Raw genomic sequence first — 21,566 nt, 5'->3', positions numbered from 1 at the left:
TCCAGGCCTCTTCCGATGACCTCAACGCAGGCTTCCCACCCCTCGGTCAAGGCAGACGCCTATACGGGTGACTTTACCCACAGGCTGGCAGGGGTCGCCGACACGGTCGAGACCTTCCTCGTCGATCTGCTGGGGCCGACGCTCCAGGCTGGCGAGATCGCCCGTCCGCCCCGGCTGATGGAGGCGATGCGCCACGCCGTGCTCGGCGGCGGCAAGCGGCTGCGGCCCTTCCTCGCCATCGAGACCGCGCGGATGCTCGGCGGGACTGAAGAAGCGGCGCTCGCGGCGGGTGCGGGCGTCGAACTCGTCCATTGCTACAGCCTCGTCCACGACGACCTGCCGGCCATGGACGATGACGACCTGCGCCGCGGCAAGCCCACCGTCCACAAGGCTTACGACGAGGCGACCGCCATCCTCGTCGGTGACGCGCTCCAGACGCTGGCCTTCGAGGTCACCGCCGACCCGCGCTGGCAGCCCGATCCGGCGATCCGGGCGGAGCTGGTGCTCGGGCTGGCCCGCGCCTCCGGTCTCGGCGGCATGGTCGGCGGCCAGCTCCTCGACCTCTCGGCCGAGGGGCGCTTCGGCCCGGCCAACATGGATATCGACGACACCCTGCGGATGCAGGCGATGAAGACCGGAGCGATCCTCGCCTTCTCGGTCGAGGCCGGCGCTCTCGTCGGCGGCGCGAATGCGGATGAGCGGGCGGCGCTGCTGCGCTACGGCAAGGCGCTCGGCCAAGCCTTCCAGGTCGCCGACGATATCCTCGACCGGGAAGCCTCGCCGGAAGCGATGGGCAAGGCCACCGGCAAGGACAAGGATGCCGGCAAGGCGACCCTGGTCGACCGCCTCGGCCTCGACGGGGCGCGGGCCGAGTGCGACCGGCTGGTGGCTCTGTGCGAGGAGGCCGTCGCGCCCTGGGGCGCGCGGGCTCAGGTGCTCAAGGACGCCGCCCGGTTCACGGTGGCGCGCAAGGCCTGATGTCTTACGGGTGCGGCGGATCCGCTGGCCGCACCCCGTGGAACCGGTGCCGCTGCTCCGGCGGTACGCGGGCGCAATCCTCGCGGCGCCCGAAGAGGCGATAGCGGTAACGCGCGACGAGGCCGTAGAGACGGTCGCGCAGCGGCTTCGGCACCATCCTGAGCAGCCTGAACCAGCGCCACGGCGCCCTGAGATGCCGTGCCACTTTTAGCGCGGCATCCGAGCGCGCCAGCGCCCGCCCGTTCTCGATCAGCAGGAAGGTCCCGTTCAGGTCCTCTGCGGTGAAGCCGTATTGGGCGGCCAGCGCGAGCCCCTCCCGCGACCATGCCCCCATGAAGTGCAGGCGATCATCGCGTTCGTGCGCGAGCAGGAAGCGCACCGCTCCCGCGCAGAGCACGCAATCGGTGTCGAAGACGAGGGTCGGCGGCAGGCCAGTCGTCACGAGGCGCTGACCACGATCTCCACCAGGTTCGGCTGCCCCGAGCGGATGCCCGCCTCGACCGCCCCGGCGATGTCCGCCGCCCGCTCGATCCGGCGGGAGGGCACACCCATCGAGGTGGCGAGGGCCAGAAAGTCGATCCGCGGGTCGGTCAGGTCCATGGCGATGAAGCGGTTCGCGCGCACCGAGGCGTAGTGCGTCTGCGATTTCATGAACTGCTTCAGGATGTTGTACTCGGCATTGTTGATCACCACGAAGGTCACGGGCAGCCCTTCATGCGCGGCGGTCCAGAGCGCCTGAGGCGAGTACATCGCCGCCCCGTCGCCGACGATGCAGACCACTGGCGACCGGTCGAGGCCGAGCGAGAAGCCGACCGAGGCGGGCATGCCCCACCCGAGGACGCCGCCGCGGATCGAGGAATATTGCCGCGTCCAGGTGCTGTGCAGGATGGTGCGCAGGTGCCCGAGGGTCGCGGGCGCCTCGTCGATGATGGCGATGTCGGCCCCGACGGCGCGGGCGATCTCGCGGGCGGCGACGAGGGGGTGGATCACGGGATCGGCGAAGGCGGCATCCGCCCGGGCTTCGAGGGCGGCCCGGCGCGCGTCGTAGGCCGCGACGGCCTCGCGGCGCAGGCGGGCATAGGTCTCGGCGTGGGGCGCGAGTCGTGCCTCGAGCAGCGGCAGCAGCACGTCGAGGGAGGCGCGCACATTGCCGACCGTCGAGAGCTGCGTGGCGTAGGTGCGGCCGAGGTCGCGCGCATCCGCCGAGAGCTGGAACACCTGCGTCCCCGGCGGTACGGCCGAGCCTTCCGTGTAGAGCACGGTGATGAGCGACTTGCCGCCGAGCGCGAACACCGCGTCGTAACGGCCCAGGATCTCGGCGATGCCGCTGGCCTTGGTCGGCAGGTTGCCCATCCAGAGCGGGTGGGCGGTCGGAAACGGGATATGCGCCGGCCAGGACGAGCCGTAGACCGGCGCGGCGAGGAGATCGGCGAGCCGCACCGCCTGGGCCGAGGCGTCGCTGGCATCGACCTCGTCGCCGGCGATCAGGGCGAGACGTCCCGGCGGGATGGCGGCGAGATGCTCTGCCAGCCGGTCGAGGGAGCCGGCCACGGCGCGGTGGTCGATGGTGGAGATCTCGCCGAGCGGCGCGGCGGTCCTCGCTTCCATCACGTCCATGGGCAGCGACAGGAAGACGGGGCCCGAGGGTGCCGCCGCGGCGTCGTGAAACGCGCGGCGCAGGAGCACAGGGAGCTGGTCGGCGTTCGTCACCTCGCGCGCCCACTTCACCGTGGGGGCGGCGATGGCGGTCAGATCACCGAACAGGAGCGGATCGGTGATGACATGCCGCGAATCCTGCTGGCCCGCGGTCACCACCAGCGGCGTGCCCGAGATCTGGGCGTTGAGCAGGTTGCCCATGCCGTGACCGAGGCCGCCGGCGGTGTGCAGGTTGAGGAAGCCCGGCCGGCGCGCGGCCTGCGCATAGCCGTCGGCCATGGCCACCGCGCTCGCTTCCTGCAGCGCGAGCACGTAGGCGATGTCGGTCGCTTCCGTCAGGGCGTCGATCAGCGGCAGTTCGGTCGTGCCCGGATTGCCGAAGATGTAGCGGACCCCTTCCGAGCGCAGCACCTCCACCAGCACCTCGGCGCCGCGCCGCTCGGCCACCGCATCAAGGGTCGTGACCGTCATGGCATTCCTCCCTGCGCGCCGCAGCCCTCTGCTTCAACGCGCATCATCCGCGCCGGGATGACACCCGGTCGAGCGCGGTCTCACGGTCTCTCACCATCGGCAGCGACGCCAAGGCCGCTCATTCCTCTGTCGAACCTGCCTCCGAAATCGTCACCAGGTCAGGGCTGGGCAGCGCGCGGTCGCACGGACCAGGTCGCCCAGAAGACTGGACGGCCGTAGAGGGAGGAGGCGTCGCTGCCGTCGATCCGCGGCGCCCGGCGGTCGAGCCAGGTCAGGAAGCCGCCCTTGTCCGGGTAGATCGTCGGCGCGTCGAGATTGCCGTAGCGATCGGTCATCCAGCCGAAGCCGTCACGGGTGAAACGCCCCAGGGCGTCGCCGCCGGAGCGCAGGCCGAGATAGGCGGTCGAATGGCCAGCGGCGATCGGCTCCGAATAGAGCGTCAGGGCGGTGATGCTGCCGGGCGAGAGGTCGGAGGTGTAGTGCAGGCAGATGTCGGCGACAGGCCCACCCGAAACGGTGACCGGCCGCGAGCAGGAATAGGCCACGGCCCAGCGGTCCATGCCGCGTGCCTTGGCGACGCGGATCTCGGTCTCGGCAGGCAGACTCTCGATCAGCGTGACGGGCGCCGACCACGCGCGCTCGGCCAGCGGGTCGCGGCTCGTGCGCAGATACAGCGCCATGCGCCGCTTGCTCCGCGGCGCCCCGCAATCGGCGGGCAGCACGTCTGTGTAGAAGTAGTGGTAGAGACGATCGACCACGCTGATCGAACCGGTCAGGCCACGGGCCTCGAGATCCGGCGCGGCGCAATTGCCGACGATCGGCTTGCCGTTCTCGTCGAGCACGGGGGCGGGCTTGGCCGCCGGCCGGGCCCGTCCGCGTCTGCGCCCCTTCTCCTCGGCGGGGGGGGGGCCGAATGGCTGCCACGCGGTGCCAGGATCGGATTCGACGCGCAGGTCGAGGCTCTGGAAGTCGTAGGTTCGTGCCTGGACCAGCACTCGACGGCGGCCGCCCTCCCCCGAGGGTTCGGTCGCGGTGGCGAGGATGGCGTAATAGGGGTCGCCCGCCCAATCGCGCCCCGCGACCATCATCGCGTTGCCGGACGGATCGTCCTCCGGCGTCGGCGCCTGAGCGCGGAAGGTCATCTTTTCAGACGTCCTGTCCCCTTGCCGCGCCTCGCGCGCCGCCCGGCGGGCCTCGCGCCGCGCCTGCCGGCCCGCCCGGCTGCGGCGGCGCGGCTGTTCGGCCCGCGCCGAGCCGTCCCCCTTGAGGCCCTCGCTCCAGAAGCGCGGATCGGTCGGCGGTAGGATCGTGGCCAGCGCCTCGATCTGACGGCCGATGCGCACGGCGCCGCCCGCGGCGGGATCGCTGGCGCGCAGGTCCGATGGGCAAGAATCCTCGCCGCGGCGTCCGCCCCCGCGCGGCGGCTCGGCCCGGTAGATCACCTGGAGCGGGCCGGGCGGCCCGGTATCCTTGAGACGCAAGATCTGCACGTCGTGAACGAAGCGGCAGGGCGGCGGGACGGCGAAGACACCCTCGGCCTCGTCGGCCGAGCGGCAGATCTCGAGAGCGCCGCCGCCGGTGGCGTAGCAGGCGCTGCTGCCGCCCCGCGCCGCGCCGGCCTGAGCAGGCCCCGCGAGCATCGCCAGCACCGAAGCGCCGATCGCCACTCCGCCGCGCAAGGCGGTCCCGGAAGCGAGCGTGAGGGAACCGCATCCAGCGGCGCGGGAGGGGAAAAGGCGCAGTGTCGACACCGAGAAACCTTAGCCCTTTCGGGCTGAGTCCGGAAAGCTGTCGCAGGAGGCCGTCCCATCACGATCCGGTCGTTTTCGGCACGTGGAAAGCGAACATGGTGAAAGGATTGGCTCACCAACCTGGATTATCCTGGGGGTCCGTTCGATCAAGAGGGCATCCCATCGATGAGCAGCGGTCTCTCGGCACCGGCCGGTCTGTCGGAGGTCTCCCGCCTCGCGACGTTGCTGGCCGATCAGGCGCTCGACGCGCAGATCATGAGCCGTCCGATCCCCGACGATCAGGTCCAAGCTCTGCTGGACGCCGCCGTGCTCCTCGATGAGTACGGCCAGGAAATCCCGCCGCTCCTCGGGCAGATCGTCCACGAGATCGGCTCCTCCGCGCCCGAACGCGCCGTCCATTCGACCAAGCGCGCCGACGAGGACGAAGTCGGGCGCATGGCCTGGATGCTGCGCCCGTTCCGCTCCTCCAAGCGCGCCGGTTGAGGCGCTGGCTTAGAGACGGGCTTGCGGGGGCCGGGCCGCGCCGATAGAGCGCGGGCGACGTGGCGCGTGCCATCAGCCCGGATTTCAGCCCATGACCACCTACAAGCTTCTGCTCCTGCCCGGCGACGGCATCGGCCCCGAGGTGATGGCCGAGGTCGAGAAGGTGGTCGGCTGGCTCAAGCGCGCCGGCCTCGCCGATTTCGAGACCGAGAGCGACCTCGTCGGCGGCGCGGCCATCGATGTCCACGGCAAGCCGCTCGCCGACGAGACGCTCGCCCGTGCCGACGCGGCCGACGCGATCCTGCTCGGCGCGGTCGGCGGGCCGAAGTGGAATGGGGTCGCCTACGACATCCGCCCCGAGGCCGGCCTGCTGCGCCTGCGCAAGGATCTCGGCCTGTTCGCCAACCTGCGCCCAGCGATCTGCTACCCGGCTTTGGCCGACGCCTCGGCGCTGAAGCGCGATCTGGTCGAGGGCCTCGACATCATGATCGTGCGCGAGCTCACCGGCGGCGTCTATTTCGGTGAGCCGAAGGAGATCACCACGCTGGAGGACGGCTCGAAGCGGGCGGTCGACACCCAGGTCTACACCACCGCCGAGATCGAGCGGATCGCGCATGTGGCCTTCGACCTCGCCCGCAAGCGTTCCGGCCGGGTCGCCTCGGCGGAGAAGAACAACGTGATGAAGACCGGCGTCCTGTGGAAGGAGGTCGTCACGCGGGTTCATGCCGAGAATTACAGCGAAGTCGAGCTGGAGCACGTGCTCGCCGACAACTGCGCCATGCAGCTCGTGCGGCGCCCCAAGCAGTTCGACGTGCTGGTGACCGACAACCTGTTCGGCGACGTGCTCTCCGATGTCGCGGCGATGCTGACCGGTTCGCTCGGCATGCTGCCCTCGGCCTCGCTCGGCGCGACCGACGCCCGCGGCACCCGCAAGGCGCTCTACGAACCGGTCCACGGCTCGGCCCCCGACATCGCCGGCAAGGGCTACGCCAATCCGATCGCGATGATCGGCTCACTCGCGATGTGCCTGCGCTACTCGTTCGGGCTCGGCGAGGCCGCCGACCTCGTGGAGGGCGCGATCACCCGGGCGCTGGCGGCCGGCGCCCGCACCCGCGACATCGTTGGCGAGGGACAGACCCCGATCAGCACCGCCGAGATGGGCGATGCGATCCTGCGCGAGTTGGAAGCGCTGGCGGGCTGAGCGCTCCATCCCTCCATCGACACTGCGAGCGAAGCGAAGCAGTCCGGCCGCGTGACCTCTCCGGTCAGGTCGCGGACTGGATTGCTTCGGCGCCGCCTCACAATGACGGCAGAGACGGTTCCCTACTTCTCCCCCAGCGGCAGCCACGTGCGCCCGTCCCGGCCCAGGAGTTCGTCCGCCTCCTTCGGCCCGGAGCTCCCCGCCGGATAGCGGCAGACCGGCGCGTCCTTCCAGGCCTGGATCAGTGGATCGACGGCGGCCCAGCTCGCCTCGATGGTGTCGGCACGCTGGAATAGGGTCGGATCACCCATCATGCAGTCGTAGATCAGCGTCTCGTAGCCGACCGTGGGGGCGGGCTCGAAGAAGTCGGCGTAGCAGAAGCCGCTCTCGATCGGGGCGAGATGCATCTGCGGCCCCGGCCGCTTCACGTTGAACCGGGTGGTCGAGCCGGGCTTCGGGTCGATGCGCAGGCGCATCACGTTCGGAGCCGGATCCGCGCCGTCTTTTCCCCGGAAGAGGGTGAAGGGGGCCGGCTTGAAATGCACCGCGATCTCCGTGCGCCGATCGGCCAGGCATTTGCCGGTGCGCAGGTAGAACGGCACGCCGGACCAGCGCGCATTCTCGATCGCGATCTTGAGGGCGACGTAGGTCTCGGTGCGGGAATCCTCGGCCACATCCGGCTCGTCGCGGTAGGCCGTCGCATCCCTGCCCTCCTCGCGGCCGGCGGAATACTGGCCGCGCACCGCGTCCTGCGGCGAGACCGGACGAATCGCCGTCACCAGCCTCGTCTTCTCGTCGCGCACGGCCTCGGCATCGAACGAGCCCGGCGGCTCCATCGCCACCATGGTGAGGAGTTGGAACAGGTGGTTGGGCACCATGTCCCGCAGCGCGCCCGTCGGCTCGTAGAAGCGGCCGCGCTCCTCGACGCCGATCGTCTCGGCGGCGGTGATCTCGACATGATCGACGTAGTCGCGCCGCCAGACCGGGTCGAGCAGGGCGTTGGCGAAGCGAATCGCCAGGATGCTCTGGACCGTCTCCTTTCCGAGGAAGTGGTCGATCCGGTAGAACTGGCTCTCGTCGCCCTGCGCCAGGATGGTCTCGTTGAGCGCCTTGGCGGAAGCGAGGTCCGAGCCGAATGGCTTCTCGATGATGACGCGGCGGAAGGTGCCGTTGGTCTGTTTAAGCAGGCCGGCCTTGCCGAGCCCCTCCACCACGGGGCCGAAGAAGCGGGCAGCGACCGCGAGGTAGAACACCACATTGCCGCTCAGCCGCCCGGCAAGATCCCGGAAGGTCGCCGTTTGGGAAAAATCGCCCTGCATCACGTGCAAGCGCTCGCGGATGAAGCCCCAGGGCTGCGGGTCGATCCGCTCGGGGTGGAACTCGGCCGACGGGTCCTCGGTGAAGGATTCCATCGTCTTCGTCAGGTCGTCGCGCCAGCCCTCGTCGGTGAGCGGGTTGTGATCGACGCCGAGGATCGAGAACCTTTGGTCGAGCAGCCCGCCGCCGGCGAGGTTGTAGAGCGCGGGCATCAGCAGGCGCTTCGTCAGGTCGCCGCCGGCTCCGAAGACCACGAGGGTGCAGGGTGGGGCCTGCGGCGGTTCGGGAGCGTCGTGAACGCGGGCGTCGGGCATCGATCATCCGGGGCTGCCGGCCGGCGAGGGACCGACCGCTGAGATCCCCGTTTCAACAGCATCCCGTGCCCGGTGTTCCGGCCGGGCTGCCCTGCTCCAGAGCATCGTCCTGGATATCGGATCCAAGACGATGCTCGAGTTCGTTGGTTTTGCATCGTCTTTTTCCGAAAGCCGGTGGCCACCTTTCGGGACGATGCTCTCGCCGCCGGGATGGCCCCTACTCGTCGGTGCGGACGGCCGATCCGCCGTCGATGGGCAGGCGCGCGCTCTTCAGCTCCTCGCCGGTCGGCAGCGAGCGGGCATCCCAGCCGCCGCCGAGCGACCGGATCAGCGCCACGGCGGTGGTGAAGCGGTTGAGGCGGATCTGCAGCGCGGTGATCTCGTTGTTGATCTGCAGGGCCTGGGCGGTCACGACCGTGGTGTAGTTCTGCGTGCCGGCCCGGTACTCGTTGAGCGCGATCTCGACCGCGCGCCGGGCCGAGGCCACCGCCTCGTCCTGCTTCGCCTGCTGCCGCGCCAGGATGCGCACGCCAGCCAGCCCGTTCTCGACCTCGCCGAAGGCGGTCAACACCGTCTGGCGATAATTGGCCACCGCCGCCTCGTAGGCGGCCCGCGCCGTCTGTAGCACCGCGGCGCGGGCGCCGCCGTCGAAGAACACCTGACTGCCGTTGGCGGCGATCGACCAGACGCGGTTGGCCGCCGAAAACACGCCGTTGCTCGTCGCACCCGAGAAACCGCCCGCGGCCGAGAGCGTGACGGTGGGGAAGAAGGCGGAGACCGCTACGCCGATCTGCTCGCTCTGCGCCTGCACCAGCCGCTCGGCCCCGGCGATATCGGGCCGGCGCTCCAGGAGGTCGGAGGGGATGCCGACCGGTACCGAGGGGGGACGCACCGGCAGGGGCGAGAACGGCAGCTTGAACTCGGAGGGCGGGCGACCGGTGAGGATCGCCACGGCGTGCTCGAAGGTGGCCCGCTGCAGATCGACGGCGATCAGCGAGGCCTCGGTGGTCTGGAGCTGCGTCTGCGCGGTGATGACGTCGGAGCGGGCGGCGACGCCGGCGTTGTATTGGTTCTCGGCAATCGCCAGGCTGCGCTTGAAACCCTCGACGTTCTCCTGAAGCACCCGCTTGAGCGCGTCCTGGTAGCGGAGCTGAAGATAGGCGGTGGCCAGCTCCGCCTGGAGGCTGAGGCGCACCAGGGCGAGGTCGGCGGCCGAGGCCTGGGCGGAGGCGACATCGCTCTCGATCTGGCGCCGGATACCGCCGAACAGGTCGAGCTCCCAACTCGCCTGCCCCTGGAGCGAGACCGTCGTGCGCTCCGTCCCCAGCGCCCGCGAGCGGGTGATGCTCGGCGCGCCGATCACCGTGGGGAACAGGGCGGCGCGGGCCTGCGCCACCAGGGCGCGGGCCTGATCGTAGACCGCGATCTGGGCGCGGAGGTTCTGGTTGTCCACGTCGATCGAGCGGATCAGCCGGTCGAGGGTCGGATCGTTGAAGGCCCGCCACCAATCGCCGCGCTCGGCCGCGTCGTTCGGTGCCGCCGGGCGCCAGCCCTTCTGCGCCTGGACGTAGGCGAGGCTGTCCTCGCGCATCCCGCCCTGCTTGAACGCCAGCGGCGTCTCGACGGATGGGCGCGAATAATCGGGGCCGACGAGGCAGCCGGAGGTGGTCCCGGCAAGGACGGCGACGCCGGAAAGTCGGAGCAGGGCTGCAATCCCTCCCCTCCCGGCTCGATGCGGGCGGCTTTCGCACGTGTCACGGATCACGAAACAACCATCCTCACTCGGCCGGCACCGTCGCGGGTCCGCCCCGGCGACGCTTCGCCCAGAGCCGGAGACGGTCGAGATACAGGTAGACGACCGGTGTCGTGTAGAGGGTCAGGATCTGGCTGACGATGAGTCCACCGACGATCGCGATCCCGAGCGGGCGGCGCAGCTCCGCGCCCTCGCCGCCGGCGATGATGAGCGGGGCCGCGCCGAGCAGGGCGGCGAGCGTCGTCATCATGATCGGCCGGAAGCGCAGGATGCAGGCCTCGTAGATCGCCTCGCCCGGCGCGAGGCCGCGCTTCCGCTCCGCATCAATGGCGAAGTCGATCATCAGAATCGCATTCTTCTTCACGATGCCGATCAGCAGGAACACCGCGATCAGGGCGATGATGGTGAACTCGGTGCCGGTGGTGAGCAGCGCGACGATGGCGCCGATGCCGGCCGAGGGCAGCGTCGAGAGGATCGTCAGCGGGTGGATGTAGCTCTCGTAGAGGATGCCGAGCACGGCGTAGACGGCGAGCAAAGCCGCCAGGATCAGCAGCGGCTGGCGCGAGGCCGAATCCTGATAGCTCTTGGCCGCGCCCGCGAACTCGCCGTGGATGGTCTGCGGCAATTGCAGATCGAGCATGGTCTGGTTGATGACGGCGGTCGCCTCGCCCAGGCTCTTGCCCGGCACGAGGTTGAACGAGATCGTTGTCGCCACGAACAGGCCCTGATGGGCCACCTGGACCGGGGCGTTGCCGGTCTCGAAACGGGCGAAGGCCGAGAGCGGGACCATCGTCTCCTTGGCGCTCGACACCGGCGCACTCGACGACGCGCTGCCCCGGCTCGCGGCGATGGCGTTGCCCGCGGCGTTGCGCGCCGAGTCGGCGGCGATGGCTGCGGCCGTATCGGTGGTGGAGGTGCCCGACGTCGAGGCTTGCGAGGGCGTCGTGGTTCCGCCGCCCGAGACCGTGCCGGCGACCGCGTTGGTGGTGGCCGAGCCCCGCGCCCGTCCGCCCGTGGTCGAGACATAGATCGTCTTCAGCACCTCCGGGTTCTGAAGGTATCGCGGCGCGATCTCCATCACGACGTGGTACTGGTTGAGCGGATTGTAGATCGTCGAGACCTGCCGCTGGCCGAAGGCGTCGTAGAGCGTATTGTCGATCTGGTCCGGCGTGATGCCGTACCGGAAGGCGGTCGCCCGATCGATGACGAGCCGGCTCTCCAGCCCGCCCTCCTGCTGATCGGAGGTTACGTCGGCAAAGATGTCGGTGCGCTTCTGAAGGGCCTGCAGGAGCTTAGGCGAGGCGGCGTAGAGTTCGGCCGCGGTGTCGCCCTGGAGCGTGTACTGGTACTGGGCGAAGCTCTGGCGCCCACCCATCCTGAGATCCTGGCGCGGGAACAGGTACAGGCGCGCACCCGCGACCTGGGCGAGCTTGGGCCGAAGCCGCGCCATTACCTTCTCGATCGAATCGCGCTGTCCTAAGGGTTTCAACCCGACGAAGACGTTGGCAGAATTTGTGCCGCGCCCGCCGGTGAAGCCGACGATGCTCTCCACCGCCGGGTCCGCCTGCACGATGGCGCTCGCCCGTTCCAGCTTGTCCTTCATCGACTGGAACGAGATGCGCTGGTCGGCCTGGATACCGCCCATGAGCTGGCCGGTATCCTGATCGGGGAAGAACCCCTTCGGCACGATGATGTAGCCGTAGACCGTCAGCCCGATCGCGGCGAACACGCTGAGGGCCGTCAGGCGGCGATGCCGGAGTGCGAACCGCAAGCTGCGCTCGTAGCCGCGCAGCAGCGCGTCGAAGCCGCCCTCAAGCATCCGCAGCAGGAAATTGGGGCGCTTGCCCGCATGCGCCTGCGCCTCGGGCTTGAGCAGCAGGGCGCACATCATCGGCGTCGTCGTCAGCGAGAGCACCAGCGAGACGAGGATCGCGATCGACAGCGTGACCGCGAATTCCCGGAAGAGCCGACCGACGATGCCACCCATCAAGAGGATCGGCAGGAACACGGCAATCAGCGACAGGCTCATCGAGACGACGGTGAAGCCGACCTCGCGGGCGCCGATCAGCGCCGCCTCGACCCGCGGCTTGCCCGCCTCGATATGGCGCTGGATGTTTTCGAGCACGACGATGGCGTCGTCGACGACGAAGCCGGTCGCGATGATGAGCGCCATCAGCGAGAGGATGTCGAGGGAGTAACCGAGCATCCACATCGCCGCGAAGGTGCCGATGATCGAGATCGGCACCGCCACCGCCGGGATCAGCGTCGCCCGCCACGAGCGCAGGAAGATGAAGGTTACGAAGATGACGAGGATCACCGCGATGATCAGCGTCTCCTCGGTGCTCGCCAGCGACGCGCGGATCGTGGCCGAGCGGTCGCCGGAGATGTCGAGGTCGATGTCGCCGGGCAGCGCCGCCTTCACCTGCGGGATCGCCGCGCGCACCCGCTCCACCGTCTCGACGACGTTGGAGCCCGGCTGCTTGTAGATGAACAGGATCACGCCCGGCTTGCCGTCGACGAGGCCGAGATTGCGCTTGTCCTCGACCGAGTCGACCACCTCGCCGACATCGGCCAGCCGCACCGCGGCGCCGTTGCGGTAGGCCACGACGATATCGCGGTAGTCGGAGGCCTGCCGGCCCTGGTCGTTGGCGTAGAGCTGGTAGCGGCGGTCGCCCGCGACGATATCGCCCTTGGGCGAGTTGGCGTTGGCCGAGGCCAACCCCGCGCGGATGCCTTCCAAGCCGATGCCGTAGTGGAACAGGGCAGTCGGATCGAGCTCGACCCGCACCGCCGGCAACGACGAGCCGCCGATATCGACGTTGCCGACACCCTCGATCTGACTCATCCGCTGCTGCACGATGGTCGCGGCGGAATCGTAGAGCTGGCCCGGCGTCAGCGTGTCCGAGGTCAGCCCGAGGATCAGGATCGGCGAATCGGCCGGATTGAACTTGCGGTAGGTCGGGTTGGTGCGGAGCGCCGTCGGCAGGTCGGCACGCGCAGCGTTGATCGCCGCCTGCACGTCGCGGGCGGCGCCGTCGATGTCCCGGTTGAGGCCGAACAGCAGGACGATCCGCACCGTGCCGGTGGAACTCGTGGATGTCATCTCGTTGACGTCGGCAATGGCCCCGAGCCGTCGCTCCAGCGGCGCGGCCACCGTCGTCGCCATGGTCTCCGGCGAGGCGCCGGCCATCTGCGCCTGGACGAGGATGACCGGAAAATCGACCTGCGGCAGCGGCGCCACCGGCAGCCGCACATAGGCGAACAGACCGGCCAGCATCAGGCCGATGGTGAGAAGCGTCGTCGCGACCGGGCGGCGGATGAAGGGTTCGGAGAGGTTCAAGGCGCGGCCCCGCCCGGCGCCAGCCCGTCCCGCTCCCGCCGCCGCGTGATCCGCCGCTCCAGCCGGTCGAAGGCGAGGTAGATGACGGGCGTCGTGAACAGCGTCAGCACCTGGCTGACGATGAGGCCGCCGGCGATGACGATGCCGAGCGGCTGGCGCAGCTCCGAGCCGACGCCGGAGCCGACGATCATCGGCACCGCCGCGAACAGGGCGGCGAGCGTCGTCATCAGGATCGGGCGGAAGCGCAGCAGGCAGGCCTCGTAGATCGCGTCACGCGGGGTCTTGCCCTCCTCGCGCTCGGCCTGCAGCGCGAAGTCGATCATCATGATCGCATTCTTCTTCACGATGCCGATCAGGAGCACGATGCCGATGATCGCGATGATGTCGAGGGACAGCCCGAACCACATCAGACCGAGCAAGGCGCCGATGCCGGCCGAGGGCAGCGTCGAGAGGATGGTGATGGGGTGGATGAAGCTCTCGTAGAGGACGCCGAGCACGATGTAGACGGTGATGATCGCCGCGCAGACGAGGAACAACTCGTTGGACAAAGCCGTCTGGAAGGCGATCACCGAGCCTTGCGGCACCACGTTGAAGCTCGCCGGAAGATCGATCTCCTTGCGCGCGGCCTCCAGCGCGTCCACCGCCTGCCCCAGGGCGACGCCCGGCGCGAGGTTGAACGAGACGGTGGTGGCCGGGAACTGGCCGAGATGGCCGATCAGCAGCGGCGCGCGCCGCTCTTCGATCTTCGCCACCGCCGAGAGCGGCACCTGCCCGGAGGGCGCGGTGGAGGATGGCAGGTAGAGGTTCTCGAGGGAGGCGAGCGAGGTGTGCAGCTTCGGGTCCGCCTCGAGGATGACCCGATACTGGCTCGACTGGGTGAAGATGGTCGAGACGATGCGCTGGCCGAAGGCGTCGTAGAGCACGTTGTCGATCGTGGCCGGCGTGATGCCGTAGCGGCCGGCGGTCGGCCGGTCGATGGTGACGTAGGCCGCCAGCCCGTTGCCCTGGTAGTCGCTGGTCACGTCGGCGAGCAGCGGCGAGCGGCGCAGGGCCTCGACGTAGCGCGGCACCCAGGTCTCGAAATCGCCGAGGTTCGGGTTCTCGAGGATGACTTGGTACTGCGTTGCCGAGACGGCGGTGTCGATCGTAAGGTCCTGCACGGGCTGCATGTAGAGCCGCACACCGGGCACGGCAGCGGTCGCCGCGTTGAGGCGGCGGATGATCGTGCTCGCATCCGCGCCGCGCGCCTCCCGCGGCTTCAGGTTGATGAGGAAGCGGCCCGAATTGAGCGTCACGTTCTGCCCGTCGACCCCGATGAAGGAGGAGAGGCTGGCGACGTCCGGATCCTTCAGCACCACGTCGGCGAGCGCCTGCTGCCGCTCGGCCATGGCCTCGTAGGAGACGCTCTGATCGGCCTGGGAGATGCCCTGGATCACGCCCGTGTCCTGCACGGGGAAGAAGCCCTTGGGGATCACCACGAAGAGCCAGGCGGTGAGCGCCACGGTGCCGAGGGTGACGATGAGCGTCAGCCCCTGATGGGCGAGCACGACGCGCAGGGCCCTGCCGTAGAGCGTGATGACCCCGTCGTTCAGCCGCCGGCCCATGCGAGCGATCGAGCCCTCGCGCCGGGTGGCGGGCGTGTCGGCGCCGTGGGCGACGGGCTTCAGCAGCCGCGCGCACATCATGGGCACGAGCGTCAGCGAGACCACGGCCGAGATCACGATGGTGGCCGAGAGGGTGATGGCAAACTCGCGGAACAGCCTTCCGACCACGTCGGCCATGAAGAGCAGCGGAATCAGCACCGCGATCAACGAGACGGTGAGCGAGATGATGGTGAAGCCGATCTCGCGGGAGCCCTTCAGCGCCGCCTCGAAGGGATCGTCGCCCTCCTCCACGTGGCGGGCGATGTTCTCGATCACCACGATGGCGTCATCCACCACGAAGCCGGTGGCGATGGTGAGCGCCATCAGGGAGAGGTTGTCGAGGGAGAAGCCCCAGGCATCCATCGCGGCGAGCGCGCCGATCAGCGAGAGCGGGACCGACAGGCTCGGGATCAGCGTGGCGGAAAAGCTGCGCAGGAACAGGAAGATCACCATCACGACGAGGGCGATGGCGAGCATCAGCTCGAACTGCACGTCGTGCACCGAGGCGCGGATCGTCGTGGTGCGGTCGGTCAGCGTGGCGATGGAGACCGAAGCCGGCATCGTCGCTTCGAGCTGCGGCAGCAGCCGCTTGATGCGGTCCACCGTGTCGATGACGTTGGCGCCGGGCTGGCGCTGGATGTTGAGGATGACCGCGGGGGTGCGGTCGGCCCAGGCGCCGAGCCGTGTGTTCTCGGGCCCCTCGACCACCTCGGCGACATCGGTCAACCGCACGGGCGCGCCGTTGCGGTAGGCGATGATGGCGCTGGCATAGACCGCCGGGTCGCGGACCTGATCGTTGGCGTTGATCGCGTAGGACTGGGTCGGCCCGTCGATGTTGCCCTTGGGCGTGTTGACGTTGAGGTTGGCGATCGTCGTGCGCAGGTCGTCGATGTTGAGGCCGTAGGCGGCCATCGCCAGCGCGTTGAAACGCACCCGCACCGCCAGCCGCTGGCCGCCGCCCATGCTGACGAGGCCGACACCCGCGATCTGGCTGATCTTCTGGGCGAGCCGCGTTTCGGCGAGATCGCGCACCTGCGTCAGCGGCACTGTCTTGGAGGTCAGCGCCAGTGTCAGCACCGGCGCGTCGGCCGGGTTGACCTTGGCGTAGATCGGCGGGGCCGGAAGGTCGGTCGGCAGCAGGTTGCCGGCCGCGTTGATCGCCGCCTGGACCGACTGCTCGGCGATGTCGAGGGGGATGTCGAGGTTGAACTGGAGCGTGATGACCGACGCTCCCGCCGAACTCTGCGAGGACATCTGGTTGAGGTTGGTCATCTGGCCGAACTGCCGCTCCAGCGGCGCCGTAACGGCCGAAGTCATCACCTCAGGGCTGGCCCCCGGATAAAAGGTCTGGACCTGGATCGTCGGGTAATCGACGGCGGGCAGGGCCGAGACCGGCAGATTCAGGTACGAGACCGCGCCGACGATCAGAATCGCCAGCATCGACAGGGTCGTTGCGACGGGCCGCAGGATGAAGATGCGGGACGGGTTCATGGCCGCATCCGGTTACTGTGCCTGGCGCCGGCGTCCCCGGTGCTCCTGGGCTGTCTCGCCGGAGCCCGTCTGCGCCGGCGCACCGGCCGCCGGTGTCGAGGGAAGCGTCGCGCCGGGCGCGCCCGTGGCCGGTCCGGCGGCCTGCGGGCCGGTCTGGTGGCCGACGACCCGCACGGGCGCCCCCTCGCGCAGCCGGTCCGTGCCATCGGTGACGACGCGGTCACCCGGCGCAAGGCCGGACAGCACCACCGTGTTCACGCCATCGGTCTCGCCGGTCTTGATCGGGCGCACCGTGACCTTCTCGTCACCGTCCATCAGGTAGACGTAGGTGCCCGGCGTGCCGCGCAGGATCGCGGCATTGGGCACCAGGGCTGCGCTGCGGATCGTCTCGACGGTGAGGCGCGCGTTGACGAACTGATTCGGGAACAGGGCCTCGTCCTCGTTCTCGAACATCGCCCGGAGTTTCACCGTTCCGGTCGTGGTGTCGATCTGGTTGTCCACCGTGTCGAGTCGGCCGGTGGCGATCTCGTGCTGATCGCTGCGGTCATAGGCGCGCACGGTGAGCTTGGCCCCCTCGCGCACCCGGCGCATCACCCGCGCCACGTCATCCTCCGGCAGCGTGAACACCACCGAGATCGGGCGCAGTTGCGTGACCACGACGATGTTGGTCGAGCCGGCGGTGATGTAGTTGCCGAGATCCACCTGCCGCAGGCCCACGCGACCCTCCACCGGCGCGACGATCCGGGCGTAGGTGAGGTTCAGCTTCTGCTGATCGACCAGCGCCTGATCGGCCGCGACCGTTCCCTCGTTCTGCTTCACCAGGGCGGCCTGGGTGTCGACGTTCTGCTTCGAGATCGAATCCTGACGGTTCAGGGTCTGGTAGCGCTGGAGGTCGAGCTTCGAATTCTGCAGGAGCGCCTGATCGCGGGCGAGCTGACCCTGATACTGGGCGAGCAGCGCCTCGTAGGGCCGCGGGTCGATCTGGGCCAGGAAATCGCCCTCCTTGACCATCTGGCCCTCGCGAAAGCCGATCTTGGTGAGGTAGCCGCTGATCTGCGAGCGGATCGAGACGGTGGCGAGCGGCGTCACGGTGCCGAGGCCCTGGAGCACCACCGGCATGTCGCCGCTGACGATCGGCGCGACGCCGACCGCCTGTTTCATCTCGCCCGGCCGGCCGCCGCGGCCGTGACCGCCGGGTCCCGGCGCCTGCGCCGTCTCCCCGGCCGGCTTCTGCCGGGCGTCGTAGGTGCGATGGGCCACCGCGCCCACGCCGCCGAGGATCAGCAGCGCGAGCATCCAGCGGCCGAACGTCGTGCGTCGGCGGACCGGCGCGGTCGGCACCGGATCCGCGGTTCTGTACTCGCGGGCGGTCTCCCTGCGTATCGGCGAACTCTCGTTCATCCCTCACACACTCGTCGATGTCGTCCACGGCCGTCGAAAGCGGGCCGGTCCGCTAGATCTTTGATGGGGCGCCGTCTTTCGGGACGATGCCGCGAGCGCGTCACTCGGCCGAAAGTCCGGTCCTGTCGATACCGCAGCGCAAGAAAAGGCCCGCCTTGATACGGCCGACAAGGCTGGCCCGATAATGCGGTGTTCCTACGGCGTCGACGTTTCCGGCATGTTGCTGTGCCCCGGCGCGCCCTGCGACTGATAGAGGCGCATCACGTCGCGAAACGACGCATCGACCGGCGTCACCGGCACGACGAGGCGCAAGCAGAGCCCAAGACCCGCGGACGCGACGGCCAGCAGCAGACAGGTTCGAAGACGCATGATCTGCCGATGCCAGAGGGCGGCCGCGAAAGGAAACCTGATCGGACATGAAAAAAGCCGCCGTGTCGAGCGGCAGCTTTTTCAGAAGGACGACCGGACCGGCCAGCTACACTGACGAGACGAGGGGGCGAAGTCCCTTCAGCGCGGCGGCCGGTCCGACCGTGGGGTGAACATGCGCTTACGACTGATGATCGTCAACATTCGTCACCCCCTCATGGCGCCGCAAAAAACGGATTTGGCGGTTCATCCGCAGACTCGTGTGCGTCAACGCACGCCGCACCGACTGGGTCGGGAGGTTCTCGCAAAGGTCCTGCAAGACCCCTCTTGTTTTCGCGCAGGATGAAACCAGTCGCGCACAAGTTTTCTCCCTAATTCCTTTTGTCATGAAGGCGCTTGGAACGGCCGGACCGCTCTGCGAAGACATCGACCATGACTCTCGACGCGAATCGCACCCCCGCTTTCATCGGCCATCCCGTCTTCGCCGAGCTGCCGGAAACGGTGTTCGAATCGATGTCGCGTCTGGCTCGCGAGCACGGCGCGATCAATCTCGGCCAGGGTTTTCCGGATGGGCAGGGACCGGACGATGTCCGCGCCGCCGCCGCGCGGGCCCTGGAGAGCGTCAGCAACCAGTATCCGCCGATGATGGGGCTGCCCTCGCTGCGCACGGCCATCGCGGCGCATTACCGGCACCATCAGGGGCTCGACCTAGATCCCGAGCGCGAAGTGATGGTGACCTCGGGCGCCACCGAGGCGCTGGCCGGCGCGCTAATGGCGCTGGTGCGGCCCGGCGACGAGGTGGTGCTGTTCGAGCCGATGTACGACGCCTACCTGCCGCTGGTCCGGCGCGCGGGCGGCGTGCCGCGCTTCGTCACGCTCAAGCCCCCGCATTTCCGGATCGAGGAGGCGGCGCTGGCGGAGGTCTTTTCCGCGCGCACCCGGGTCGTCCTCCTCAACAACCCGCTCAACCCGAGCGCCACGGTCTTCGGGCTGGACGACCTCGCCCTGCTCGCCGCCTTCTGCCGACGCTTCGATGCGGTGGCGATCTGCGACGAGGTGTGGGAGCACGTGATCTTCGACGGCCGGCGCCACCTCCCTCTGATCGCCCTGCCGGGCATGCGCGAGCGCACGGTGAAGATCGGCTCGGCGGGCAAGATCTTCAGCCTCACCGGCTGGAAGGTCGGGTTCGTGATGGCGGCCGAGCCGCTGATGCGCGTCCTCTCGCGGGCGCACCAGTTCCTCACCTTCACCACGCCGCCCAACCTCCAGGAGGCTGTCGCCTACGGACTCGCCAAAGACGATCGCTACTTCGAGGACATGCGCACCGGCCTCGCCCGCTCCCGCGACCGGCTGGCGGCGGGGTTGTCCGAAATCGGCTTCACGGTGCTTCCGAGCGCAGGCACCTACTTCCTCACCGTCGATATCGCGGGGCTCGCTGCCGACGACGTTGCCTTCTGCCGAAGGATCGTAAGCGAGCACGGGGTGGCCGCCATTCCCGTCAGCGCCTTTTACGAAGGGGGAAGCGTGAGGAACCTCGCCCGCTTCTGCTTCGCCAAGACGGATGCGACCCTCGACGCGGCGGTCGAGCGGCTGGCCGGTCTATTTCGCGCGGGGTGAGCGGAGACGAGGCCCGCTTCCTTGTGCAACGGTCGGGGCGGGGCCACATCCTCCGCCATGACCACCTCCGCCCACACCCCCAGCATGGCCTATCGCGAGCCTCCGGGCGCGGCGCAGCTGCGCCGCTTCACCGACACCAGCACGGAGGCGAGCCTCCAGCGGCTGGAGCAGCTCGCCCACCTGATGGACTCGGCCTTTCTCCTGCCGGGCATCAACCGCCGCGTCGGTCTCGACGCGGTGATCGGTCTCGTCCCCGTCCTCGGCGACATCGCGGGCATGGCGATCGCCTCGTACATCGTCTACGAGGCGAAACGGCTCGGCGCGCCGCGCTGGCTGGTCTGGCGCATGATGGCCAACGTCGCCCTCGACGGCGCGGTGGGCTCGGTGCCGCTGGCCGGCGACCTGCTCGATGCGGCCTTCAAGGCGAACCGCCGCAACGTGCGCCTGCTGCGCCGCCATCTCGAGCGCAAGGGCGACTTGCGGCCGAGCGAGATCGAGGGCACCGCAATCCGGCTCGACTGAGCCGGCATCGGCCGCCCGAGCGTGAGGGTGGAGCCGATGAACGAGCAGCTGCGACCCGAACCCGACGCGGTGCCCGTCACCGCGCCGGGCAACGCGCCGCAGATGCAGGCCTTGCCGACCGCCACCCGCCGCAGCCTGTCGCCGCTCAACCGGCGGCGGCTCGCCAACTTCCGGGCCAACCGGCGCGGATATTGGTCGGCGGTGATCTTCACCGTCCTGTTCGTGTTGAGCCTGTTCGCCGAACTCATCGCCAACGATCGACCGATCGTGATGCAGTACAAGGGCGAGTGGCTGTTCCCCGTCCTCGTCGATTACCCGGACGAGAAGTTCGGCGGCTTTCTGGCCCAGACCGATTACCGGGCGCCCGAGACGCGCAAGGAGATCGAGGAGAACGGTTGGGCGCTCTGGCCGCCGATCCCCTACGCCGACAACACCTTCATGCGGGACCTGCCGACGCCGGCGCCCTCGCCGCCGACCTGGATGCTGAGCGATGAGCAATGCCGTCCGGTCGCCGAGCGGGCGGGCGTGAAGGCCGAGGGGCGCGAACTCGGCTGCCGCGACATCGAGTGGCACTGGCTCGGCACCGACAACGCCACGCGGGACGTGCTGGCGCGGGTGATCTACGGCTTCCGCATCTCGATCCTGTTCGGCCTCGTGCTCGCCGGCATCTCGTCGGTGATCGGCGTGATCGCCGGAGCGGTACAGGGCTATTTCGGCGGCTGGACCGACCTGATCTTCCAGCGGGTCATCGAGATCTGGGGCGCGATCCCGACGCTCTATCTCATCATCATCATGTCGGCCTTCCTCGTGCCGAGCTTCTTCACCCTGCTCGGCATCCTGACGCTGTTCTCGTGGACGGCGCTGGTCGGTGTGGTGCGCGCGGAATTCCTCCGCGCGCGCAACTTCGAATACGTGCGGGCGGCGCGCGCGCTCGGCCTGTCGAACGTGCGCATCATGACGCGCCACCTCCTGCCCAACGCCATGGTGGCGACGCTGACCTTCCTGCCGTTCATCCTGAACGGCTCGGTCACGACCCTGACCTCGCTCGATTATCTCGGCTTCGGCCTGCCGCCGGGCTCCCCCTCGCTCGGCGAGCTGCTGGCGCAGGGCAAGGACAACATCAACGCGCCCTGGCTCGGGCTCACCGGCTTCTTCGTGGTGGCGACGATGCTGAGCCTGCTCGTCTTCGCCGGCGAGGCCGTGCGCGACGCGTTCGACCCGAGGAAGACCTTCGGCTGAACCGCTTCAGCGGCGCGGCCCGG

The 21,566-nt window shown here is 69.0% G+C and carries 15 protein-coding genes; 6 read left to right on the top strand and 9 right to left on the bottom strand.

Annotated features, from left to right (window positions below):
- The first annotated feature begins 15 nt into the window (after positions 1 to 15).
- Positions 16 to 978, top strand: a complete 963-nt coding sequence (locus LPC10_RS12590; RefSeq protein ID WP_231341998.1) for a polyprenyl synthetase family protein — start codon at positions 16 to 18, stop codon at positions 976 to 978.
- A 4-nt stretch (positions 979 to 982) separates the two neighbouring features.
- Here LPC10_RS12590 and LPC10_RS12585 read toward each other — a convergent pair whose 3' ends face one another.
- From LPC10_RS12585 to LPC10_RS12575, 3 genes are all read right to left on the bottom strand, one after another.
- On the bottom strand, positions 983 to 1,408 hold the full coding sequence (locus tag LPC10_RS12585; protein WP_370644721.1) for a thiol-disulfide oxidoreductase DCC family protein: 426 nt from the start codon (positions 1,406 to 1,408) through the stop codon (positions 983 to 985).
- A gap of 8 nt (positions 1,409 to 1,416) precedes the next feature.
- Positions 1,417 to 3,105, bottom strand: a complete 1,689-nt coding sequence (locus tag LPC10_RS12580) for a thiamine pyrophosphate-binding protein (protein WP_231341995.1) — start codon at positions 3,103 to 3,105, stop codon at positions 1,417 to 1,419.
- A gap of 158 nt (positions 3,106 to 3,263) precedes the next feature.
- A complete protein-coding gene (locus tag LPC10_RS12575; protein WP_231347029.1) occupies positions 3,264 to 4,745 on the bottom strand; it encodes a hypothetical protein in 1,482 nt (493 codons plus the stop codon).
- Between the two features lie 276 nt (positions 4,746 to 5,021).
- Between LPC10_RS12575 and LPC10_RS12570 the strand changes: the two genes are divergently transcribed.
- Positions 5,022 to 5,339: a hypothetical protein gene (locus tag LPC10_RS12570; RefSeq protein WP_231341994.1), complete on the top strand. Its 318-nt coding sequence runs from the start codon at positions 5,022 to 5,024 to the stop codon at positions 5,337 to 5,339.
- Positions 5,340 to 5,430: 91 nt separating this feature from the next.
- On the top strand, positions 5,431 to 6,540 hold the full coding sequence (gene leuB, locus LPC10_RS12565; RefSeq protein ID WP_231341992.1) for a 3-isopropylmalate dehydrogenase: 1,110 nt from the start codon (positions 5,431 to 5,433) through the stop codon (positions 6,538 to 6,540).
- Between the two features lie 122 nt (positions 6,541 to 6,662).
- Here the strand turns inward: leuB and zwf are convergent, their stop codons facing one another.
- The 6 genes from zwf to LPC10_RS12535 all read right to left on the bottom strand — a co-directional run bounded on the left by zwf (position 6,663) and on the right by LPC10_RS12535 (position 18,168).
- Entirely contained in the window at positions 6,663 to 8,171 is a 1,509-nt protein-coding gene (gene zwf / locus LPC10_RS12560; protein ID WP_231341990.1) for a glucose-6-phosphate dehydrogenase, read from the bottom strand.
- Positions 8,172 to 8,388: 217 nt separating this feature from the next.
- Positions 8,389 to 9,876 (bottom strand): efflux transporter outer membrane subunit, encoded by a 1,488-nt coding sequence (locus LPC10_RS12555; protein ID WP_231347028.1) that lies wholly within the window; start codon positions 9,874 to 9,876, stop codon positions 8,389 to 8,391.
- A gap of 73 nt (positions 9,877 to 9,949) precedes the next feature.
- Positions 9,950 to 13,264 carry an efflux RND transporter permease subunit gene (locus LPC10_RS12550; RefSeq protein WP_231341988.1) on the bottom strand — a complete coding sequence of 1,105 codons (3,315 nt, stop codon included), beginning with the start codon at positions 13,262 to 13,264 and terminating at the stop codon, positions 9,950 to 9,952.
- Positions 13,261 to 16,398, bottom strand: coding sequence for a multidrug efflux RND transporter permease subunit (locus tag LPC10_RS12545; protein WP_231341986.1), 3,138 nt, complete (start codon positions 16,396 to 16,398; stop codon positions 13,261 to 13,263). Before LPC10_RS12545 ends, LPC10_RS12550 begins: the two co-directional genes overlap by 4 nt.
- Positions 16,399 to 16,410: 12 nt before the next feature.
- Positions 16,411 to 17,799: an MdtA/MuxA family multidrug efflux RND transporter periplasmic adaptor subunit gene (locus LPC10_RS12540; RefSeq protein ID WP_231341984.1), complete on the bottom strand. Its 1,389-nt coding sequence runs from the start codon at positions 17,797 to 17,799 to the stop codon at positions 16,411 to 16,413.
- 195 nt (positions 17,800 to 17,994) lie between these two features.
- On the bottom strand, positions 17,995 to 18,168 hold the full coding sequence (locus LPC10_RS12535; protein ID WP_231341983.1) for a hypothetical protein: 174 nt from the start codon (positions 18,166 to 18,168) through the stop codon (positions 17,995 to 17,997).
- A 429-nt stretch (positions 18,169 to 18,597) separates the two neighbouring features.
- Here LPC10_RS12535 and LPC10_RS12530 point away from each other — a divergent pair, with 429 nt between their 5' ends.
- The 3 genes from LPC10_RS12530 to LPC10_RS12520 all read left to right on the top strand — a co-directional run bounded on the left by LPC10_RS12530 (position 18,598) and on the right by LPC10_RS12520 (position 21,543).
- The gene (locus LPC10_RS12530) at positions 18,598 to 19,782 is read left to right on the top strand and encodes an aminotransferase (RefSeq protein WP_231341982.1); all 1,185 of its coding nucleotides are present in this window, start codon (positions 18,598 to 18,600) and stop codon (positions 19,780 to 19,782) included.
- A gap of 84 nt (positions 19,783 to 19,866) precedes the next feature.
- A complete protein-coding gene (locus tag LPC10_RS12525) occupies positions 19,867 to 20,304 on the top strand; it encodes a DUF4112 domain-containing protein (protein ID WP_231347027.1) in 438 nt (145 codons plus the stop codon).
- Between the two features lie 36 nt (positions 20,305 to 20,340).
- The gene (locus tag LPC10_RS12520) at positions 20,341 to 21,543 is read left to right on the top strand and encodes an ABC transporter permease (protein WP_231341978.1); all 1,203 of its coding nucleotides are present in this window, start codon (positions 20,341 to 20,343) and stop codon (positions 21,541 to 21,543) included.
- Positions 21,544 to 21,566: the final 23 nt, after the last annotated feature.

The sequence above is a fragment of the Methylorubrum sp. B1-46 genome, from assembly GCF_021117295.1.
Lineage (GTDB): Bacteria > Pseudomonadota > Alphaproteobacteria > Rhizobiales > Beijerinckiaceae > Methylobacterium.
This window is presented reverse-complemented; position numbering and strand designations above follow the sequence as displayed.

What these genes read in the sequence shown, in the direction of transcription:
- LPC10_RS12590 (WP_231341998.1), top strand. Translation starts at nt 16, where the DNA reads ATGACCTCAACGCAGGCTTCCCACCCCTCGGTCAAGGCAGACGCCTAT.
- LPC10_RS12540 (WP_231341984.1), bottom strand. Translation starts at nt 17,799, where the DNA reads ATGAACGAGAGTTCGCCGATACGCAGGGAGACCGCCCGCGAGTACAGA.
- LPC10_RS12525 (WP_231347027.1), top strand. Translation starts at nt 19,867, where the DNA reads ATGGCCTATCGCGAGCCTCCGGGCGCGGCGCAGCTGCGCCGCTTCACC.
- LPC10_RS12580 (WP_231341995.1), bottom strand. Translation starts at nt 3,105, where the DNA reads ATGACGGTCACGACCCTTGATGCGGTGGCCGAGCGGCGCGGCGCCGAG.
- leuB (WP_231341992.1), top strand. Translation starts at nt 5,431, where the DNA reads ATGACCACCTACAAGCTTCTGCTCCTGCCCGGCGACGGCATCGGCCCC.
- LPC10_RS12535 (WP_231341983.1), bottom strand. Translation starts at nt 18,168, where the DNA reads ATGCGTCTTCGAACCTGTCTGCTGCTGGCCGTCGCGTCCGCGGGTCTT.
- LPC10_RS12545 (WP_231341986.1), bottom strand. Translation starts at nt 16,398, where the DNA reads ATGAACCCGTCCCGCATCTTCATCCTGCGGCCCGTCGCAACGACCCTG.
- LPC10_RS12575 (WP_231347029.1), bottom strand. Translation starts at nt 4,745, where the DNA reads ATGCTCGCGGGGCCTGCTCAGGCCGGCGCGGCGCGGGGCGGCAGCAGC.
- LPC10_RS12520 (WP_231341978.1), top strand. Translation starts at nt 20,341, where the DNA reads ATGAACGAGCAGCTGCGACCCGAACCCGACGCGGTGCCCGTCACCGCG.
- LPC10_RS12570 (WP_231341994.1), top strand. Translation starts at nt 5,022, where the DNA reads ATGAGCAGCGGTCTCTCGGCACCGGCCGGTCTGTCGGAGGTCTCCCGC.
- LPC10_RS12530 (WP_231341982.1), top strand. Translation starts at nt 18,598, where the DNA reads ATGACTCTCGACGCGAATCGCACCCCCGCTTTCATCGGCCATCCCGTC.
- zwf (WP_231341990.1), bottom strand. Translation starts at nt 8,171, where the DNA reads ATGCCCGACGCCCGCGTTCACGACGCTCCCGAACCGCCGCAGGCCCCA.